The 18,292-nt window shown below is 67.5% G+C and carries 17 protein-coding genes; 5 read left to right on the top strand and 12 right to left on the bottom strand.

The features are described from left to right. Positions 1–69: 69 nt before the first annotated feature. The 4 genes from KGR00_RS12395 to phoR all read left to right on the top strand — a co-directional run bounded on the left by KGR00_RS12395 (position 70) and on the right by phoR (position 3,703). Positions 70–612 (top strand): chorismate lyase, encoded by a 543-nt coding sequence (locus KGR00_RS12395; protein ID WP_224418445.1) that lies wholly within the window; start codon positions 70–72, stop codon positions 610–612. Positions 613–642: 30 nt separating this feature from the next. Then, positions 643–1,542 (top strand): 4-hydroxybenzoate octaprenyltransferase, encoded by a 900-nt coding sequence (gene ubiA, locus KGR00_RS12390; RefSeq protein ID WP_224418446.1) that lies wholly within the window; start codon positions 643–645, stop codon positions 1,540–1,542. Positions 1,543–1,684: 142 nt separating this feature from the next. Then, the gene (phoB, locus tag KGR00_RS12385) at positions 1,685–2,374 is read left to right on the top strand and encodes a phosphate regulon transcriptional regulator PhoB (protein WP_129139713.1); all 690 of its coding nucleotides are present in this window, start codon (positions 1,685–1,687) and stop codon (positions 2,372–2,374) included. 9 nt (positions 2,375–2,383) lie between these two features. Next, entirely contained in the window at positions 2,384–3,703 is a 1,320-nt protein-coding gene (gene phoR, locus KGR00_RS12380) for a phosphate regulon sensor histidine kinase PhoR (RefSeq protein ID WP_224418447.1), read from the top strand. Between the two features lie 42 nt (positions 3,704–3,745). On the opposite strand, the gene KGR00_RS12375 is transcribed toward phoR, so the two are convergent. The 8 genes from KGR00_RS12375 to KGR00_RS12340 all read right to left on the bottom strand — a co-directional run bounded on the left by KGR00_RS12375 (position 3,746) and on the right by KGR00_RS12340 (position 12,979). After that, positions 3,746–4,903 (bottom strand): ABC transporter substrate-binding protein, encoded by a 1,158-nt coding sequence (locus KGR00_RS12375; RefSeq protein ID WP_224418448.1) that lies wholly within the window; start codon positions 4,901–4,903, stop codon positions 3,746–3,748. A 38-nt stretch (positions 4,904–4,941) separates the two neighbouring features. Then, complete coding sequence (locus KGR00_RS12370) at positions 4,942–5,730, bottom strand: ABC transporter ATP-binding protein (protein ID WP_224418449.1); 789 nt, start codon at positions 5,728–5,730, stop codon at positions 4,942–4,944. Further along, a complete protein-coding gene (locus tag KGR00_RS12365) occupies positions 5,730–6,782 on the bottom strand; it encodes an iron ABC transporter permease (RefSeq protein ID WP_224418450.1) in 1,053 nt (350 codons plus the stop codon). Before KGR00_RS12365 ends, KGR00_RS12370 begins: the two co-directional genes overlap by 1 nt. A 293-nt stretch (positions 6,783–7,075) precedes the next feature. Beyond that, positions 7,076–8,872 (bottom strand): alkaline phosphatase family protein, encoded by a 1,797-nt coding sequence (locus KGR00_RS12360; protein WP_224418451.1) that lies wholly within the window; start codon positions 8,870–8,872, stop codon positions 7,076–7,078. Positions 8,873–8,904: 32 nt separating this feature from the next. After that, a complete protein-coding gene (locus KGR00_RS12355; RefSeq protein WP_224418452.1) occupies positions 8,905–10,056 on the bottom strand; it encodes a mandelate racemase/muconate lactonizing enzyme family protein in 1,152 nt (383 codons plus the stop codon). Next, positions 10,053–11,576: a tripartite tricarboxylate transporter permease gene (locus tag KGR00_RS12350; protein WP_224418453.1), complete on the bottom strand. Its 1,524-nt coding sequence runs from the start codon at positions 11,574–11,576 to the stop codon at positions 10,053–10,055. The genes KGR00_RS12355 and KGR00_RS12350 overlap by 4 nt, the downstream gene beginning before the upstream one ends. 1 nt (position 11,577) lies before the next feature. Further along, positions 11,578–12,015, bottom strand: coding sequence for a tripartite tricarboxylate transporter TctB family protein (locus KGR00_RS12345; protein WP_224418454.1), 438 nt, complete (start codon positions 12,013–12,015; stop codon positions 11,578–11,580). A 34-nt stretch (positions 12,016–12,049) separates the two neighbouring features. Next, entirely contained in the window at positions 12,050–12,979 is a 930-nt protein-coding gene (locus KGR00_RS12340; RefSeq protein WP_224418455.1) for a tripartite tricarboxylate transporter substrate binding protein, read from the bottom strand. Between the two features lie 476 nt (positions 12,980–13,455). Between KGR00_RS12340 and KGR00_RS12335 the strand changes: the two genes are divergently transcribed. Then, complete coding sequence (locus tag KGR00_RS12335; protein ID WP_224418456.1) at positions 13,456–14,439, top strand: LacI family DNA-binding transcriptional regulator; 984 nt, start codon at positions 13,456–13,458, stop codon at positions 14,437–14,439. Positions 14,440–14,560: 121 nt separating this feature from the next. Here KGR00_RS12335 and KGR00_RS12330 read toward each other — a convergent pair whose 3' ends face one another. The 4 genes from KGR00_RS12330 to KGR00_RS12315 are packed head-to-tail and all read right to left on the bottom strand — an operon-like array spanning position 14,561 to position 18,290. Next, positions 14,561–15,352 (bottom strand): ABC transporter ATP-binding protein, encoded by a 792-nt coding sequence (locus tag KGR00_RS12330; protein ID WP_224418457.1) that lies wholly within the window; start codon positions 15,350–15,352, stop codon positions 14,561–14,563. Position 15,353: 1 nt separating this feature from the next. Next, a complete protein-coding gene (locus tag KGR00_RS12325) occupies positions 15,354–16,382 on the bottom strand; it encodes an iron ABC transporter permease (protein ID WP_224418458.1) in 1,029 nt (342 codons plus the stop codon). Further along, the gene (locus tag KGR00_RS12320) at positions 16,375–17,361 is read right to left on the bottom strand and encodes an iron ABC transporter permease (protein ID WP_224418459.1); all 987 of its coding nucleotides are present in this window, start codon (positions 17,359–17,361) and stop codon (positions 16,375–16,377) included. The genes KGR00_RS12325 and KGR00_RS12320 overlap by 8 nt, the downstream gene beginning before the upstream one ends. Next, positions 17,358–18,290, bottom strand: a complete 933-nt coding sequence (locus tag KGR00_RS12315) for an iron-siderophore ABC transporter substrate-binding protein (protein ID WP_224418460.1) — start codon at positions 18,288–18,290, stop codon at positions 17,358–17,360. The genes KGR00_RS12320 and KGR00_RS12315 overlap by 4 nt, the downstream gene beginning before the upstream one ends. Between the last annotated feature and the right edge of the window lie 2 nt (positions 18,291–18,292).

The following is an 18,292-nucleotide window of genomic DNA, read 5'->3' as shown; positions in this document are numbered from 1 at the left end:
TCGAGGGTGACGGGCAATGAATGCCGCCATGGTACACTATCGCGTCCCATTTCCGACCCGGAGGCCGCCGTGCCCGAGGCGACATCCCTCCCGGCGAACGTCCCCCACTGGCGCCCCGCCGCGGCCTGGCGACCGGCGATGAGCGCCGCCTGGTGGCGCTGGCTGGCCTCGCGCGACTCGCTGACCCGGCGGCTGATCGCCGCGGCGCCACAGGGCTTCGCGGTACGCCTGCTCGCCCAGCGGCTCACCTGCCCGCGCCGCGACGAGGCCGTCGCACTGGGCATCCCCGCAACGCGCTACGTATGGTGCCGCGAAGTCGCGCTGTGCAACGGCGACACGCCCTGGGTCGTGGCCCGCTCGGTGGCCCCGCTGGAGCGCCTGGGCGGCCAGCGTCTCGGCCAGCTCGGCGAGCGCTCGCTGGGCAGCTGGCTGTTCCGCCAGCCGGGTCTCGAGCGCGGGCCGATCGAGATCACCCGCAGCGCACCGCCCTTCCATCCCGCCACCGGCCCCTGGGGGCGCCGCTCGCGGTTTCGTCACGGCCGCTTCGAGGTACTGGTCCAGGAGTTCTTCCTGGCGCGCATGGCGGATGAACTGGCGCTACCCAGACGCTAGACTGGGCGACGTTTGCCACCGGAGATCACCATGTCAGACAGCCCGCGTCCCACGGGGGCGGCGCGTTTTCATCCCGCGCGCCTGCCCGCCTTCCTGCATTTGACCCGGCTCGATCGGCCGATCGGCACCTGGCTGTTGATGTGGCCCACGCTGTGGGCGCTGTGGATCGCCGCCGAGGGCCTCCCCGAGCGCGCGACGCTGCTGATCTTCGTCGCCGGGGTCTACCTGATGCGCGCCGCCGGCTGCGTGATCAACGATTACGCCGACCGTCACTTCGACGGGCACGTCAAGCGCACCCGCGACCGCCCGCTGGCCACCGGTCGCATCGGCGAAGGCGAGGCCCGGGCACTGTTCGTCGCGCTGGTGGCCGCGGCCTTCGTGCTGGTCTGCTTCACCAACGCCTTCACGGTGATGCTCTCGGTGGGTGGCGTGGCGCTGGCCTTCGTCTACCCGTTCATGAAGCGCTACACCCACTGGCCGCAGGCGGTGCTCGGCGCGGCCTTCTCGTGGGCGATCCCCATGGCCTTCGGCGCCGTCCAGCAGCAGGTGCCGGTCGACGCCTGGCTGCTGTTCTTCGCCAACGTGGCCTGGACGGTGGCCTACGACACCGAATACGCCATGGTCGACCGCGACGACGACCTGACGATCGGCATCAAGTCCACCGCGGTGCTGTTCGGCGCCTACGACAAGCTGATGATCGGCCTGCTGCAGCTCGTCACGCTGACGCTGCTGGCGGTGGTCGGCGCGCGCCAGGCGCTGAACGGCTACTTCTGGGTCGGCCTGGCGGCGATGGCGGCGATCTTCGTCTACCAGCAGTGGCTGATCCGCGACCGCTCGCGGGAGCGCTGTTTCCGGGCGTTTCTCAACAATCACTGGGCGGGGCTGGTGCTGTTCGCGGGGATCGGCCTGGCGCTGTGGCCGGTGGTGTGAGGCCGGCGTCGTGGCCAGCATTGCGCCCGCGGCACGTTTGTCACAAGCTTGTCACATTAGCGCGTTGTAATCGTCATCGTCCTGTCACTGCCGGATGCTCGCCAATGGAGGACGAGATCCGCCACCGCACGAGGCCAGGGGAATGACATCCAAGACCGTGCTCATCGTCGACGACGAGCCCTCCATTCGCGAGATGATCGCCGTGGCGCTGGAGATGGCCGACTACCGGGTACTGGAGGCCGACAACGCCCAGGACGCCCACGCCCTGATCGTCGACGACCAGCCCGACCTGCTGCTGCTCGACTGGATGATGCCCGGCACCAGCGGCATCGAACTGGCGCGTCGCCTCAAGCGCGAGGAGACCACCGCCGAGTTGCCGATCATCCTGCTCACCGCCAAGAGCGAGGAGGACAACAAGATCCTCGGTCTCGAGGCCGGTGCCGACGACTACATCACCAAGCCGTTCTCGCCGCGCGAGCTGGTGGCCCGGCTCAAGGCCGTGCTGCGCCGGACCACGCCGCGTGGCATCGAGGACGCCGTCGAGGTCGAGGGGCTGATGCTCGATCCGGCCAGCCATCGGGTGTCGTCCCACGGCCAGGCCCTGGAGATCGGCCCCACCGAGTACCGTCTGCTGCAGTTCTTCATGACCCACCAGGAGCGCGCCTATACCCGCGGTCAGTTGCTCGATCAGGTGTGGGGCGGCAACGTCTACGTCGAGGAGCGCACCGTCGACGTGCACATCCGCCGCCTGCGCAAGGCGCTGGGCGAACCCCACCAGCATCTGATCCAGACCGTGCGCGGCACCGGCTACCGCTTCTCGGCAAGAGGCTGACCCCGGCCGATGTACTACTGGACCAACGAACTCTGGCGACTGGCCTATCTGGTCGGTGGACTGGGGGCGTTGGGCTGGGTGCTCGATGCCCCCGGCTGGGGGCTGGCCGGCGGCCTGGGGCTGTTCGTGTTCATCCACCTGCGTCACCTGCGCGAACTCTACGTCTGGCTGACCTATCACCCCGGCCGCGAGCCGCCGGTGGGCAGCGGCGTGTGGGGGGACCTGTTCGACCGGCTCTACAAGTACCAGAAGACCCAGCGGATGACCCAGGAACGGCTGCGCGACGTGATCCGCCGCGTCCAGGAGTCCTCCGAGGCGATGCGCGACAGCGTGGTGATGCTCGACAGCCGCGGCGACCTGGAGTGGTGGAATACCGCCGCCGAGAGGATGCTCGGCTTTCAGACCCGCCACGACCGCGGTCAGCACATCACCAACCTGCTGCGCGATCCGCGCTTCGTCGACTACTTCTACGCCCGCGACTATCGCGAGCCGCTGACCCTGCCCTCGCCGATCCGCGACGACCTGGTCCTGCAGTTCCAGATCACTCTCTACGGCGACGACGAACGCCTGGTGATGGCCCGCGACATCACCCGCCTGCACCGCCTGGAGCAGATGCGCCGCGACTTCGTCGCCAACGTCTCCCACGAGCTGCGCACGCCGCTGACCGTGCTCGCCGGCTATCTCGAGACCTACACCGAGTACGCCGATCAACTACCGCCGCGGTGGCAGCGCGGGCTCACCCAGATGCAGGAACAGACCACGCGCATGCAGAATCTGGTCAACGACCTGCTGCTGCTCTCGCGGCTCGAGACCGATCACCAGACCGAGCGCTCCACGCCGGTGGCGATCGACGACCTGCTGGAAAGCGTGCGCCGGGATACCGTCGCGCTCTCGGAGGGGCGCCACAGCATCCATGTCGAGATCGAGGATCCGCGCCGGCTCTCGGGGGTCGAGCAGGAACTGCGCAGCGCCGTCTCCAACCTGGCGTTCAACGCCGTGCGTTACACCCCCGAAGACAGCACCATCACCCTGCGCTGGCGCGCCTGGCAGGACGGCGCCGCGCTGGAGGTCGAGGACGACGGCGAGGGCATCGATCCGGTGCACATCCCGCGGCTCACCGAACGCTTCTACCGCGTCGACAAGGGCCGCAGCGCCGCCACCGGCGGTACCGGCCTGGGTCTGGCGATCGTCAAGCACGTATTGCTGCGCCACGACGCACGCCTGGAGATCGACTCCAATCCCGGCGAGGGCGCGCTGTTCCGCTGCGTGTTCCCCGCCGAGCGGCTGATCGAGGCCGACCCGGCGCTGGCCGACGCACAGCGGGCCTGATGACCGTCGCTGTACTGGCGGCGATTCCAGCCATGGAGGAGATCACCTTGGTGTTGTCGGAGGAGTGGAAAGCGATGCTGCCGCGGGCAGGCGCCCCCAGAAGCGCCCGTCGCCACGGGTCAGCCCCGCCTCGTCGAGCAGGGCCGTGAAGGTGGCATCAGGATCGAGATCCTGGAAACGGCGTGGATGCAGCCACTTGGCGATCCGCTCCAGGGCGACGATGCCGAACGGTCCCTGGTGAAAGCCGTGCCACAGGGCATAGCAGCGCCCCTGGCGCACCGCGGTCAGTTGTGTCCAGCCGGGCAGCGTCTCGCTCAGATGGCGCAGATCGTCCGCGATCTCATCGGCCGAGACACCGATGCCGACGCGTATGCCGTCGCCGGCCGCCCACTGACCGGCGGTGTTGAGGATCACCTCCGGTGGGTGAGCGAGCACCCACTCCTGGCTCAGGGTGGCGCCGCTCACCGGTGCCAGCTCGGCGGCCAGATTGCGCCCGCCGGCCCGCTCGACCAGATCGGCCAGCCCGCCGTCGAGGTTAGTGCGACAGCAGTCGACCTTGAGCCCGGGGGCGATGCTGATCAGCACCTCGGGGCGATGCTCGATCCCGGTCAGGCGCCGGTCGATGCGCGCCAGATGCCGCTCGATCAGCCGATCGACCGCCTCGGCGCGAGACTCTACGCCCAGCGCTTCGCCCAACAAACGCAGGCTCTGTGGCGTGTCGCGCAGGGGATGACGATTGAACTCGGTGTACAGGTAGGGAATGCCCACCCCATCGAGCACATCGGCCAGTGCCGAGCCCTCGATGCGCGAGCGTCGCGAGAGATCGAAGATCACCAGGTCCGGGGACAGCGCCAGCAGCGCCTCGGCATCGAGTTCCGGCGTCGAGGTCCGACTCAGGGCCGGCAGCGCCTCCAGCGCCGGCCAGCGTCGCACCAGCCGCGCCGCCATGGCGGTGTCGAAGACGCTCAGCGGATAGGCCCAGCCGGCGAGCCGCTCGGCCGGCGCATCGAGCAGCGTGAGCAGCGAGTAGAGCTGGCGCGGCTGGGCCAGGAAGATGCGCTGGGGTGGCGCCTCGAGGCGCACCTCGCGCCCGGCGAGATCGGTGACCCGACGCGGCCAGGCGCCCGAGGCATCGGCAGCGAAGGAGGAGGAGCAGAGCCCGAGCAGCAGCCAGGCGAGGATAATCGGCACGAAACGCATGGATGACTCCGTCGAGCACAACAAGAAAGGCGCCTCTCCTATTCGGCGACCCCATCGGTGAGCACGACCGGACGCCCCTGGGAGCAGGTCTCGAGGCGCGCCTCGATGCCATAGGCGGCGCGCAGCGACTCGGGGGTGATCGCCGTGCGCGGCTCACCCTCCGCCAGCAGGCCGTCGGGGCCGAGCAGCAGCACCCGGTCGCAGTGACGCAGGGCCAGGTTGATATCGTGTAACGCCATCAGGCAGGTCGCCCGCCGTCGGGCGATGGCATCGCGCACCGCCTCGATCAGCGCCAGCTGCCAGCGCAGGTCCAGCGCGCTGGTCGGCTCGTCGAGCAGCAGCAGTTCGGGCTCGCGCACCAGTACCTGGGCCAGGCCGACCATCTGGCGCTGGCCGCCGGACATCGCCGCCAGCCGCTTGAACGCCAGGGCTCGCAGCGAGAGGCGATCGAAGACCGACTCGATCAGCGTCTCGACGGCCTCGCGGGAGAGCTCCGGCCGCGCCACCCGGCAGGCACTCGCCACCGCCTCATAGGCCACCAGGCTGGTGGCCTGCGGCAGGGTCTGGGGCAAATAGCCGACGTGGCGCATGCGCTGCACGCCGCGCAGGGCCGACAGCCCGATCTCGCCGAGACGGATCTCGCCCCCGGCGGGGCGCAGGCCGGCGAGGGCCTGCAACAGGGTCGACTTGCCCACGGCGTTGGGGCCCAGCACGCCGACCAGCGAACCGGCCGGCAGCGTCGGCAGGTCCAGCCCCTGGAACACCCGGCGGTCCCGATAGCCCGTCGTCAGCCCGCTGACCGTCAGTCCCGTCATCTTGATCGCCATCACCCCCCCTTGCGCTGGCCGAGCAGCAGGGCCAGGAAACAGGGAATCCCCACCAGCGAGGTGACGATGCCCACCGGCAGCGCCAGACCGGGCACCAGCGACTCGCTGGCCACGGCGGCCAGGGTCAGCATCAGCGCCCCGGCCAGGACGCTGCCCGGCAGATAGAAGCGGTGATCCTCGCCCAGGGCGAGGCGCGCCATATGCGGCGCCACCAGGCCAATGAAGCCGATGGTGCCGACGAAGGCCACCGCGGCCAGCAGGCTGACGCGCAGCAGCGCCGTGCGCCGCAGCCGCGTGACCGGCACGCCGAAGCTGCGGGCATGCTCGTCGCCGGCGCGCAGCGCGGTCATCGCCCAACTGCGGCGCATGGCGAACGGCAGGCACAGCGCCAGCACCGCGGCGAGAATCGCCACCCGATCCCAGGAGGCCCGGGACAAGCTGCCCATGGTCCAGAACATCAGCTGCTGCAGGGCATCGGGGCTGGCCACCAGCTGTACCAACGCATTGACGGCGTTGAGCACGAAAACCAGGGCGATGCCGAACAGCACGATGATCTCGCGGCTGGCGCCGTAGAGGCCGGCGACCGCGTCGATGGCCAGGATCGAGACCGTGGCGAAGACAAATGCCATGGTAGCGATGGCGTAGTTGGACGGGATGCCGAGGGTATCGACACCGAGCACGATCACCAGCGAGGCGCCCAGCGTCGCGGCGGCGCCAACACCGAGCGTGAAGGGGCTGGCCAGCGGGTTGTTGAGCACCGTCTGCATCTCGGCCCCCGCCAGGCCCAGGGCAGCACCGACCAGGGCCGCCATCAGCGCCCCCGGCAGGCGGATCTGCCAGACGATCGCCTCGTCCAGCGGGCCCAGGGCGCCGGGATCGGCCAGTACATCCAGCAGCGAGTGGAAGCTCAGCCCGGCCGGACCGGTCGCCACATCGATCGCCAGTGCCGCGAGCACGCCCATGCACAGCCCTGCCAGGATCAGGGTCCGCCCCAGGGTGAAGCGTCCGTACGCCAGCGCCAGTCGGGAGGTCCGCTGCGGTCGTCGTAACACGAAAGGTCTCTCATCGGTCAGGGAGCCAGGGGGCAGCACAGACCTTGCCCCGGCAAAGCCGGTCGGATGATAAATATTATCAAATGCAATTGCAAAAAATCATGAAAATGTGCCCCGCTCGCGAGGCACGAGCGGGGCGCGAGGTCAACGCAGCGGTGGGCAGCGCGACCCGCACCGGGGGTCAGCCGGCGGTAGGGGTTGTGCCACATCCGTACCGCGCCGGCCCGATGATCGAGGTTTCGACCGAAAGCAGGGCCAAGATGCCATCATTCTCGCAGCGCTGCGAAAGCCGCTCACGAGAGAGGTCGCCCGGATGGGGCTCGGCTCTCCCCGAGAATATCGAGCGGCTTGCCATCCAGTGTCGCGGTCTCCAGACCGAGCACCCGGGCGAAGGTCGCGCCGGGATCGTCCATGCGGCGCAGGCCGTTGGCGGGCAGGGCCTGGCCGGCACGCACCCCCGAGCCATGAAAGATCGCCAGCCCCAGGTTGGAGGCAAAGTCGGTACTCGCGGACGGAATCTGAGGGCCGTGATTGGCGCCGGCGCTCTGCACCGGGGCGACGGTGTCGCCACGCCGGTTGACCCCCCACACGAAACCCGAGGCATAGGCGAACAGCACGTCGCCCCGATGCTCGCCCCAATAGCCCAGTATACCGGCATCCTCACCCTTCACGGCCAGTGCCACCACGTTGCGCTCGCCGGCGGGCGTGTCCACGTACCAGGTCGTCAGGGCCTTGAGGATCCGGGTCTGGACGTCGGCGACGTCGGGCACCGCGACGAGATCACGGTTGACGAAGATCTCCAGCCCCCCGCGTTCGTCCTTGAGAAAGGCGCGGCTGCGCTCGATGACCGGCCGCCCCCGGTCATCGAGCGTGCACAGATCGAATTCGGCCAGTCGGCGATGAATGTCACACAGGTAGTGATTGGGCACGTCGCCGTGGTCGGAGGCGAGCACCAGCAGCGTGTCCTCGCGGCATCCCGCCAGCAGCCGCCCGACCGCATCGTCGAGCAGCCGGTAGGAACACCGGATCGCCTCCAGATACTCGGCCTGCCGGGTCGCCGAAAAGAACGGGGAAGCCGGGTCACAGTAGGCCAGGCACGTGTGGTGGGTCTCGTCGTTGAGACGGAACACCGTGGCGAACAACGAGAAGTCTTCCTCGTCGAGCAACGTCAGCGCGCTGTCGACCAGCCACTCCAACTGATAACGCCCCTCCTCGAAGCTGGTCTCGTGATAGAGGGTGTCGGGGTCGGCGGATACCGCCCACTTGGCGATGAACGGGCCATGACGCCGAATCAGGCGATCCGCCAGGGCCGGTTGATTGCTCAATTGCTCCGGGATCGTGATCTGCGACTGCAGCAGGTCGAGCCGGCCCGTGGCGATGTCGTGAGCCAGCAGCTTGAAACGCACCTGACCGGCCCCGTGCGCGGTATCCACCGGCAGCCAGCCGCTCCATTCCCCGACGTCCAGTGTCGTGTGCTGCGCATCCAGGCTCAGCGACACGCGGCCATCGCCTTCAGGGGTCAGGGTCACCGGCAGGGACCCCCCGCCATTCAGGCGAATCGCGGCGTGGTATTCCCCGGCGGAACGCTCGATGGGCAGCCGGTTGTGTTTCTGATGGTGCGCCAGGGTGCCACTCGGTGGCCAGCCCAAGGCTTCGTGCTGGGGGACCTCGGGCCATGCCGCGGGGTCACTGGTGTGCAGGCCCGCCGAGGCCAGTTCCATCGGTGCCGGCCCCTGACCGCTCCAGTATGGCGCCAGGCAGAGGTCGTGCTCACCCGTCGGCACGAGAGACTCGGGAAAGTGTACCAGGGCACACTTCTTCCCCGCCTCGTTCATCAGTTCCAGCAGATGGCGCGTGTCTCGCGGCGGCATGCGCTGCCCGACCCAACTGTTACCCGGCGCCTGACCGCTGAGGAAGGTCACGAAGTTGGTGTCTCCCCAGGTCGAGATATAGGGCATCAAGCGGGTCGTGGTGCCCTCGTCGCGCAGGCGCTGGATATTGGGCAAGGCCCCTTCGTCGCAGAACCGGTCGACGAGCTCGGGAATGAGACCGTCGACCCCCAACAGCAGAACTTTCTCGAGATGACTCATCGACTACTCCGTGGCGGTGATAGGGAAGGCTTTCAGGCGTCGAGGCGGTAGCGTTCGATGACCTCGGTATCGACCTCGATGCCCAGCCCGGGGCTGTCGGGAACCGCCACGCAACCCCGCTTATTGAGGGCGAATTCGCCGCCGATCAGTGCCTGACGGAACGGGTGCGCCGACTGGTCGTATTCGAGCATGGGCTCGTCGGGCGTCAGCGATAGCGGCTGCGGGGGCAGACTGGCGATGAACTGCACCGCCGCGGCCAGACCGATGCCGGTGCCCCAGACATGCGGGATCAACGGCACATGCCAGGCCTGGGCCAATGCGGAAATCTTGCAACACTCGGTGATGCCGCCGGCGGCACCGAGATCGGGCTGCACGACGTCCAGCGCGCCGTCACTGATCAAGTCGCGAAAGCCGATCTTGGAATACTCGTTCTCGCCGGCGGCGATGTAGGTCCGCGAAAGTCCCTTGAGCTCACGATAGCCATGGCGATTTTCCGGGCTCAACGGTTCCTCGAAGAGATGTACCCGAGTTTCTTCCAGCTCCATGAGGATGCGCCGCGCCGCCGGCACGCTATAGGCGCAGTTGGCATCCATCATCAGCATCACGTCATCGCCCACCGCCTCGCGCACGGCGCGCATGTCGCGAATGTCCGACTCGATGCCGAAGCCGGTCTTGAGCTTCATCGCCCGATAGCCATTGGCTTGATGACGCAGTGCCTCGTCGATCAATTCCTCGGGGTAGCGCCCTCCCTCGCGACGATAGAACCCCGTGGCATAGGGACGAATCTCCTGGCGGTAGGCACCGCCCAGCAGTCGATGGATAGGCTGACCGAGCGCCTTGCCGGCCAGGTCCCACAAGGCGATATCCACTGCGGCGATACCAAACAGTGCCGCCCCCTTCTGGCCGTAGGGACGCGTGTGGTTGTACATCGTCTCCCACAAGACTTCGCGGTCGAATGCCGATCGCCCGATCAACAACGGCTTGAGCGCATGCTCGACCACCGCCTGAGCGACCTGGGGCGGTTGCAATCCGTGGTTGATCGACTCACCCCAGCCGACCAGGCCATCCTCGGTACGTATCTCGACGAGCATGGCCGTGCGCCGATGGGCCCAGCCTTGCGAGAAGGCGAACGGCTGGTCCAGCGGCGCCGCCAGCACATGGGTCTTGATCTCGGTGATGATCATGTCTTTCGCTCATTCAAGGAGTGACTGTGGCGATGGCGCTTCTCCGACCGTCGATTAGCGATGGCCGACCAGAGCGTCCAGGCGATGAACAAGCCCAGCAGCGAGAACAGCGTCATCGAGATGCCGCTATGGGTGAAAAAGCCCAGGAAGTCGCCGCGCTCGATGAGCAGGCCGCGACGCAGAGAACTCTCCAGTTCAGGCCCCAGCACCATGCCGATCACCAGCGGTGCCAGCGGGTAATCGGCACGACGCAGGGCATAGGCGAGCACGCCGGTCAGCGCGGCGACCACCAGATCGAGCGGGTTGCCGCGCACCGTTGCGGCGCCGATGAAACTGAACATCACGATGGCCGCCATCACGTAGCCCTGATGCAGCCGGAACAGGTAACGGAACAGACCGATGGAGGGCTTGCTGAGGATCAGCATGGCCACGTTGACGATGATCAGTACCACGAACAGCGAATAGACCGTCTGTGCCTGATCGACCATCAGCCGCACCCCCGGCGTGATGCCATGGATCACCATCGCGCCCATCATCATCGCCGTCACCACGTCACCGGGGATGCCCAGCGCCAGGGTGGGAATGAACGAACTACCGGTCACCGCGTTGTTGGAGGACTCCGAGGCGATGATCCCGTCCGGCTCGCCCTGTCCCAGACGCTGGCGGCGCGGCGACAGCTTCTGGGCAGTCGCGTAGCTGATGAAGGCCGCGGCCGCCGCACCGGTTCCCGGCAAGGCGCCAATGAAGCTTCCGATGCACGAACCCCGCACCAGCTCCACCAGTCGACCGAAAATCAGTCCCGGGCGGGGCAGGCGCAATCGGGCTTCGGGGATCTGGGCACCGGGGTCGTCCCGGGTATCGAAACGCACGAACACTTCCGACAGGGCGAAGGCACCGACCACCACCGGAATCAGCGTCAACCCGGACGACAGCGCGTAACTGCCGAAGGTGAAGCGATCGGCGCCGGTGATTGGATCGGCGCCGATCATCGACAGGAAGAACCCCACCATGCCGCATAGCAATCCCTTGAGGACGCTGCCCTTGGAGACCCCGACGATGCACATCATGGCCAGGCAGATCAGCGCAAAGACCTCTACGGAGCCGAAGTTGACGGCAAACTTGGCAAGCTGAGGGGCACAGAAGATCAGGATCACGCAGGACAGCACGCCACCGAAGAAGGAAGCAAAGGTCGCCCAGCCCAGCGCCTCGTCGACACGCCCCTGCTGGGTCATCGGGTAGCCGTCGAAGGTGGTCGCCGCCGATTGCGGCGTCCCCGGCGTATTGATCAGGATCGCAGTGATGGATCCACCATACACCGAGCCGCAGTACACACCGATCAGCAGCGCCATGCTGGTAATGGTGTCCATTCCGAACGTGAACGGCAGAAAGATCGTCAGGCCCACCACCGAGCCGAGCCCCGGCAACCCACCGATGATGATGCCGGCCCAGGTGCCGACGGCGATCGCCAGCAGCGCCTGCCAGGTAACGGCATCGCCGATCGCGGCAAGAATCACGTCCATCTCAGAGTCCCCCGTTGGTCATCAGGGTCGGCAGCCGGATCAGCAGCACGTGGTGGAAGAGGAACCACAGGCCACCGGCGATCACCAGCGTGCCCATCAGTAGCGACACTGGCCGACGCACCCGGAACAGCCATAGCGTCAACGCCACCAGCGGCAGCGACGGCACCAGGAAACCGAGACTGGCCACCGCCACGGCAGCGGCCAGTACAGACGCCATCAAGAGTGGCAAGGGCGACAGGTAGCGCATGTCCCGAGACTGGTGACTCGCCAGTTCCATGACGGTGATCGCCAGGGCGATAACACTCCATAGCGTCAACACCACCCGCGGTACCAGCATGGCATTGGCGGGGCCGCTCCAAGCCTGGCCCGCCAGAACGACGCCGACGACCAGCAACAGTACGGCGACCAGGACACGGGGTTGAATCACGCGCGAAGACATGACGCCCTCCTCACTGATGGGCTGCATTGCCGGTTCATTCGGTCAATCCGGCATCCTTCAGCACCTTCTTGTTGGCCTCGAAGCGCTGCTTGACGAAGCTTTCGAAATCCCGCGGCCCCAGATAGGCGATGTCGACGTTGGCCTTCTTGGCGAAGGACTTGAACCGATCGGACGTCACGGTAGCCTTGCAAGCCTCGGAGAGTTGATCGGCGCGCTGCTGCGAAATGCCCTTGGGAGCGACAACGCCCTGCCAGACCGAGAAGGACAGTGCCGGCAGACCCAGCTCCCCGATGGTCGGGACGTCGTCGTATCCTTCCAGCCGGTGATCGGCGAAGACCGCGAGTGGCCGTAGGTCGTAATTGGAGAGAACGATCTCGGTATCGGCGAAGATCTGGATTTCGTTGCCCGCCAGCGCGTTCATCGCCGGCCCGGTCCCGCTGTACGGCACGTGCGAGGCTTGCAGATCGCTCTCGCCGACCAGCGCCGCCACCGCCAGTTGCGGCAGTGTGCCAGGGCCGGAGGAGCCGTAGAGTAGCGGCTGCTGTCGTGAGGCGGTGACGAGTTCCTCGAAGGAGTGGATATCGGATGACTTCGAGACCAGCAGGAACATGGGGTTGGAGGTCGTCCGGCAGACATACGTGAAACTGTCGGTGTCGTAGGGTAGTTTCTTCAGCGACGGCTGGATGCTCAGCGCCCCGGCCGGTTCATAGCCGACGATGTTCGGGTTGCCCTGACTCTTGGCGACCTCGGCGGTACCCACGGTGGCGCTCGCTCCGGCGATGTTGCGAACGACCGACGTGACGCCGAGCTGTTTGGAAAAGCCCGGCTCGAAACTGCGGGCAACGATGTCGGTGGCCCCACCGGCGGCGAACGGTACGATGATGTCCATCGTGTCCTTGGCGATCGCTGAGTGAGAGGCACCGACGAGTAGCGAGAGGAGCAGTGAACGGCGTACGAATCGCATTGTTGTCTCCATTATCGTAGCGCTACGAAATTTAGGGAAACCACTGCCGATGCATCGACTCATTCCGCCTGTGGCAACCCGATTTGTGTGCTGCCAATTTATCGTAGCGCTACGATTTTTACGTTACAATCGCTACTGACTTATGCTTTGGTCGTATGGTTGGGCCGACGCCCTCTCCCGCAACGTTCGAAGCGGCTCTCAGAAGGCGACACGCTGAGGCGCCCCTGCCGCTCAGGTAGCACCAATGGCGACTCGCTGACGCTAACATTCGCCTAGGAAAGCGCTGAATAAATCGGCGAGCGACGCACGGCAACCGGAGCCCATGGGGTATCGGTGAGGGTTCCGCCCGGGCTGGCATCCCAGCACCGCACAACGACATGGTTGGCCCGCGCAGCCATTTATGCAGTGTTTCACTAAATCGGGATGGGAAATCGACGACAGTGGCAAGACAACGACGCAGTTCACAACGGGTGACCATGGGTGAGGTCGCCCAACTGGCAGACGTCTCTCCGAGCACGGTGTCTCTCTATCTGAGACGTCCCGATGAAGTCTCTAACCACCGTGCCGAACGCATCCAGCGAGCGATCGACCGCCTGGGCTATCTGCCCAATACCATGGCCGGTGGTCTGGCCTCGTCGCGCTCCAATGTGATCGGTGTCATCGTCCCCACCATCACCAACTCGTTTTTCTCGGCGACCCTGGAAAGTCTCGAGCGTCATCTCAGGTCGGCCGGGTATCAATTGTTGATCGGCAATACCGAATTCGACGAATCCCGTGAAGAGGAATTGATTCGCTCGATCATGAGCTGGAATCCGGCCGGTCTGGTATTGACGGGCTTCCTGCACAATCGCAAGGCGATCTCGCTGCTCGCCAGGGGCGACACGCCGATCGTCGAAATGTGGGACTTCGGCCGGGATGGCCTGGACATGGTGGTGGGCTTTTCCCATCGCACCTGCGGCCGGCTGGTGGCCGAACACCTGATCCAGAAGGGCTACCGCAAGACCGCCTTCCTGAGCACCAACTTCCAGCGCGACGTGCGTGCCAGCGATCGTTTCCAAGGCTTTCGCGACGCTGTGGTCCAGTCCGGCGGGACGGTCATGCTGCGTGAGTTGAGCGATCGCAGCAATACGGTCGAAACCGGCCACTTGCTGAACGCCTTGATCGATGACCATCCCGATATCGAGGCAGTGTGCTGTTCCAACGACATGGTCGCCCTCGGGGTGATGTTCGAGTGTCAGCGCCAGGGCTGGGCCGTCCCCGAAAGACTGGCGGTGGCCGGTTTCGGCAATCAGGATTTCACCGCCAGCACCGTACCGCCGATGACCACCATCGAACCACCGCGCCAGGAGATCGGCCGCCACATCGCCCGTCTCTTGCTGTCGCGTCTGAACGGCGATCTGGCGGATCACGAGAAAAATCTCGATCTCGGTGTCGAGCTGGTGGTCCGGGGTAGCACCTGACCGTGCGAGCGACCGGGGGCACCATCACTGGCGACGAGGACGTGGCGGCCCGGTTCGCCGGCTCGAGCCACGGCATCTCGGTCAGGTAGTCGCCCATGTTCGGCAGCGAGGATCGAGCCACTCACGTGTCCCTCTCCTTGCCGAAGGGTATGCACAGCGGCGTGTGAAAGAACGGATCCTCGATCACCCGGCATTCCAGCTGGAAGATCTCGCGTACCCGCTCGCGGGTGATCACCGCCGGCGGCGCCCCCTGGGCATGAACCCGGCCATCGCGAACCGCGACGATGTGATCGGCGTAGCGACACGCCAGATTGAGATCGTGCAGGACCATGACGATGGTCTTGCCGGCCTCGCGGTTGAGCGACTTCAGCAACTCCAGCACTTCCATCTGATGGGTCAGGTCGAGAAACGAGGTGGGCTCGTCGAGCAGCATCAGCGGGGTGTCCTGGGCCACCGCCATGGCGATCCAGGCCCGCTGGCGCTGGCCACCGGAGAGGGTTTCGACCCGACGTTGCGCCTGGTCGCGCATGGCGGTGCGTTCCAGCGCGTCATCGACCCGGCGCTCGTCCTCCTCGGACCACTGCGAAAGCCAGCTCTGATGCGGGTGACGCCCGAGGCACACCAGCTGGCGCACGCTGATGCCCTCCGGCGCCACTGGATGCTGCGGCAGCAGCGAGAGGACCCGCGCCACGGCCCGGGTCGAACGCCGGCGAATGTCGTGGCCATCGAGGCTGACCTGGCCCTGCCAGGGATCGAGCAGGCGCGCCAGCGCCTTGAGCAGGGTGCTCTTGCCGCAGCCATTGCTGCCGACCAGCACCGAGATGCGTCCCTCCGGCAGGTCCAGCGACAGGTCGCGCAGGATGGTCCGGCGCTGATAGCCCAGGGTGAGTCGGCGTGCGGAAATCGTCGTCATGCTAGCTTGCCTGTCGCAGCAGGAGTCCCAGGAAGAACGGCGCCCCGATGGCCGCCACGAAGATGCCCGCCGGCAGGTCCAGCGGCAGGAACAGCGTGCGCCCGGCCAGGTCCGCCAGCATCACCAGGCACGCACCGAGGACGCACGCCATGACCACCTGCGCGGCGCCGGGGGCCCTCACCAGGCGCCGCGCCAGGTGCGGCGCGACCAGGCCGACGAAGGCCATCGCCCCGCCCCAGGCCACCGCGATACCGGCCAGGCTCGCCGCCAGGATCATCAGCGCGGCGCGCACGACCTGCACTCGCACACCGATGCCGACCGCCAGGGCGTCGTCCAGCGCGGCCAGCAACGCGAAGCGCACCAGCGGTGCCATGACCGCCACGGCGAGGGCGAACCACAGCGCCAGTTGGCCGACATCCGGCCAGTTGCCGCCGTAGACGCTGCCGGTCAGCCAGACATAGGCCGACAGCGTGGTCGACAACGGGCTGGAGACCAGCACGAAGGTGGTCACCGCCCCCAGCAGCGCGGAAAGGCCGATACCCGTCAGCACCAGCCGCAGCGGCGTCACGCCGCGCCGCCAGGCCATCAGATAGACGACGCCGGCGGCGAACAGCGCGCCGCTGGCCGCCGCCAGCGGCAACCACCGGCTGCCCAGGTCGGCGGCCAGAAACGCGAAGTAGCCGACCGCCGCGGCGCTCGCGCCACTGGTCACGCCCAGGGTGTCGGGCGAGGCCAGCGGATTGCGCATCACCTGTTGCAGCAGCCAGCCGGACAGCGCCAGCGCACCGCCCACCAGGGCGCCCAGCAGGGTCCGGGGCAGGCGCAGTTGCCAGACGATCAGGCCAAGATCGCTGTGCGGCGCGGCCAGTGCCGAAGCCAGCGCGCCCGGGGCCAGCGGAATCCGGCCCAGCGCCAGGCAGGCGAGCAGCGTCAGCCCCGCCGCTCCCAGCACGATCAGCACGCGCCGCCAGGGTCGCCAGACGACGGCCCGCGAGAAGCCCCCGAGTCGCAGCGCGCCGACCTCAGCCATGCGCCGCCCCCTGGCGTCTCACCAGCGCCATGAACACCGGCGCGCCGACCAGCGCGGTCATCACCCCGATCGGCACCTCGCCCGGCAGGATCAGCGTGCGCGCGGCCACGTCGGCCAGCAACAGCAGTATCGCGCCCAGCAGGGCGGCGACCGGCAGCCAGTGACGATGGTCCGGCGTCGACACGCGTCGCGCGACGTGCGGCACGATCAGTCCGACGAAGGCGATGTTGCCGGCCATGGTCACCGCCGAGCCGGCCAGCGCAACGACCAGCACGATCGACACGAGCTGCAGCCGGCGTACCGCCACCCCGGCGCCGATCGCCACCGCCTCGCCGGCGGCCAGCACGTTCCACGGTCGCAGGCACGGGCCGCACGCCAGCAGCGCGGCCAGCGCCAGCAGCATCAGCGGCCAGACATCCGCCAGCGGCCGCCCGGACACCGAACCGGCCAGCCAGAACAGCACCGCGTCCAGGCCCTGCTGGTCGATCACCAGCAATGCCTGACTGAAGGCCTGAAAGAGCGCGGTCAACGCGGCGCCGGCCAGGATCAGCCGCAGCGGGCTCGACTCGCCGGGCCGACGCATGGCGATCCAGCCCACCAGCAGCGAGGCCAGCGCGGCGCCGGCGAAGGCACCGACGTTGGCCAGCCATCCCGGCAGCGCGCCGCCCAGGATGACCAGGACGACCACCGCGAACAACGCGCCGGCGTTGATGCCCAACAGGCCGGGCGACGCCAGAGGGTTGCGGGTCAGGGTCTGCATGATGCCGCCCGCCACGCCCAGGGCGGCGCCCACCGCCAGGGCCACCAGCGTGCGCGACAGGCGGGTGGTGCGAACCAGCAGGGCGTCGACGTCGGTCGGCGACGGCGCCCACAGGGCCTGCCCGACCGTCAGCGGATCGAGCCAGCGGGCGCCGGCCATCAGGCTCAACAGCACCGCGCCCACCAGGGCCGCGATCAGCAGACACAGCCGTCGACTCATGCCCGGCCCTCGTCGGCCGCGTCCAGCCAGGCCGCCACGTCGTCGAGCATCGCGAACACGCCGAGGATGCCGCCCGAAAGACTCCACGCCACCGGATCGACCGACCACACCCGGCCGTGGCTCGGCGCGGACAGCCGTTGCCACAAGGGATGGCCGCGCAGGCGCCGGTAGTGCGCCACGGCGGCCTGACTGCGCGACCGGTCGAGCACGAAGAAGACGTCGGCATCGAGCGCCGGCAGGCTCTCGACCCCGCCCACCTCGAGGATCACGCCGTCGGCGTCGCGCGCGGCCCGGTTCCAGACGAAGCCGAGATCGGCCAGTACCGAGCCGCCGAAGCTCGAGGCCAGATAACTGCGGATCGCATTGCCGCGAATGTCCAGCAGCGACACGCTCAGCGGCCAGCGATCCGCGAAACGCGCCTGCAGGCGACGACGCAGTGCCGTGATGCGGATCGCCAGGCGCGCCTGCAGGTACGCCGCCCGCGGCTCGCGATCCAGTACGCCGGCCAGGGTCGCGAGGGTGCGCCGGTAGTGGTAGATGTCGTCGAGCATCGCCACCGGCGCCAGCGCCGAGAGCAACGGCGCGATGCGCTGGTGACGAAAGCGCGAGGCGACGATCAGGTCGGGCTCGAGCAGCGCGATGTCCTCGAGACTGGGCTGGGTTTCCAGCCCGACCAGGGTCACGCCGTCGAGCGCCTCGCGCAGGTAGGGGTAGATCGGCTTGTCCTGCCATGACTCGACCACCCCCACCGGTGTCACCCCCAGCGCCACCAGCGTGTCGGTCGCCCCCTGGAACAGGCTCACCACGCGGACCGGCGCGGCATTCGAACGGCCCCCGGCCAGCGCCGGCAAGGCGCCCAGGGCCATCAGCAGGCCCAGGAAACGCCGTCGCGACGGCGTTTCCGGCAAGACGTCATCACAGCGACTCATGG

Source organism: Modicisalibacter sp. MOD 31.J, assembly GCF_020147985.1.
GTDB lineage: Bacteria > Pseudomonadota > Gammaproteobacteria > Pseudomonadales > Halomonadaceae > Modicisalibacter > Modicisalibacter coralii.
This window is presented reverse-complemented; position numbering and strand designations above follow the sequence as displayed.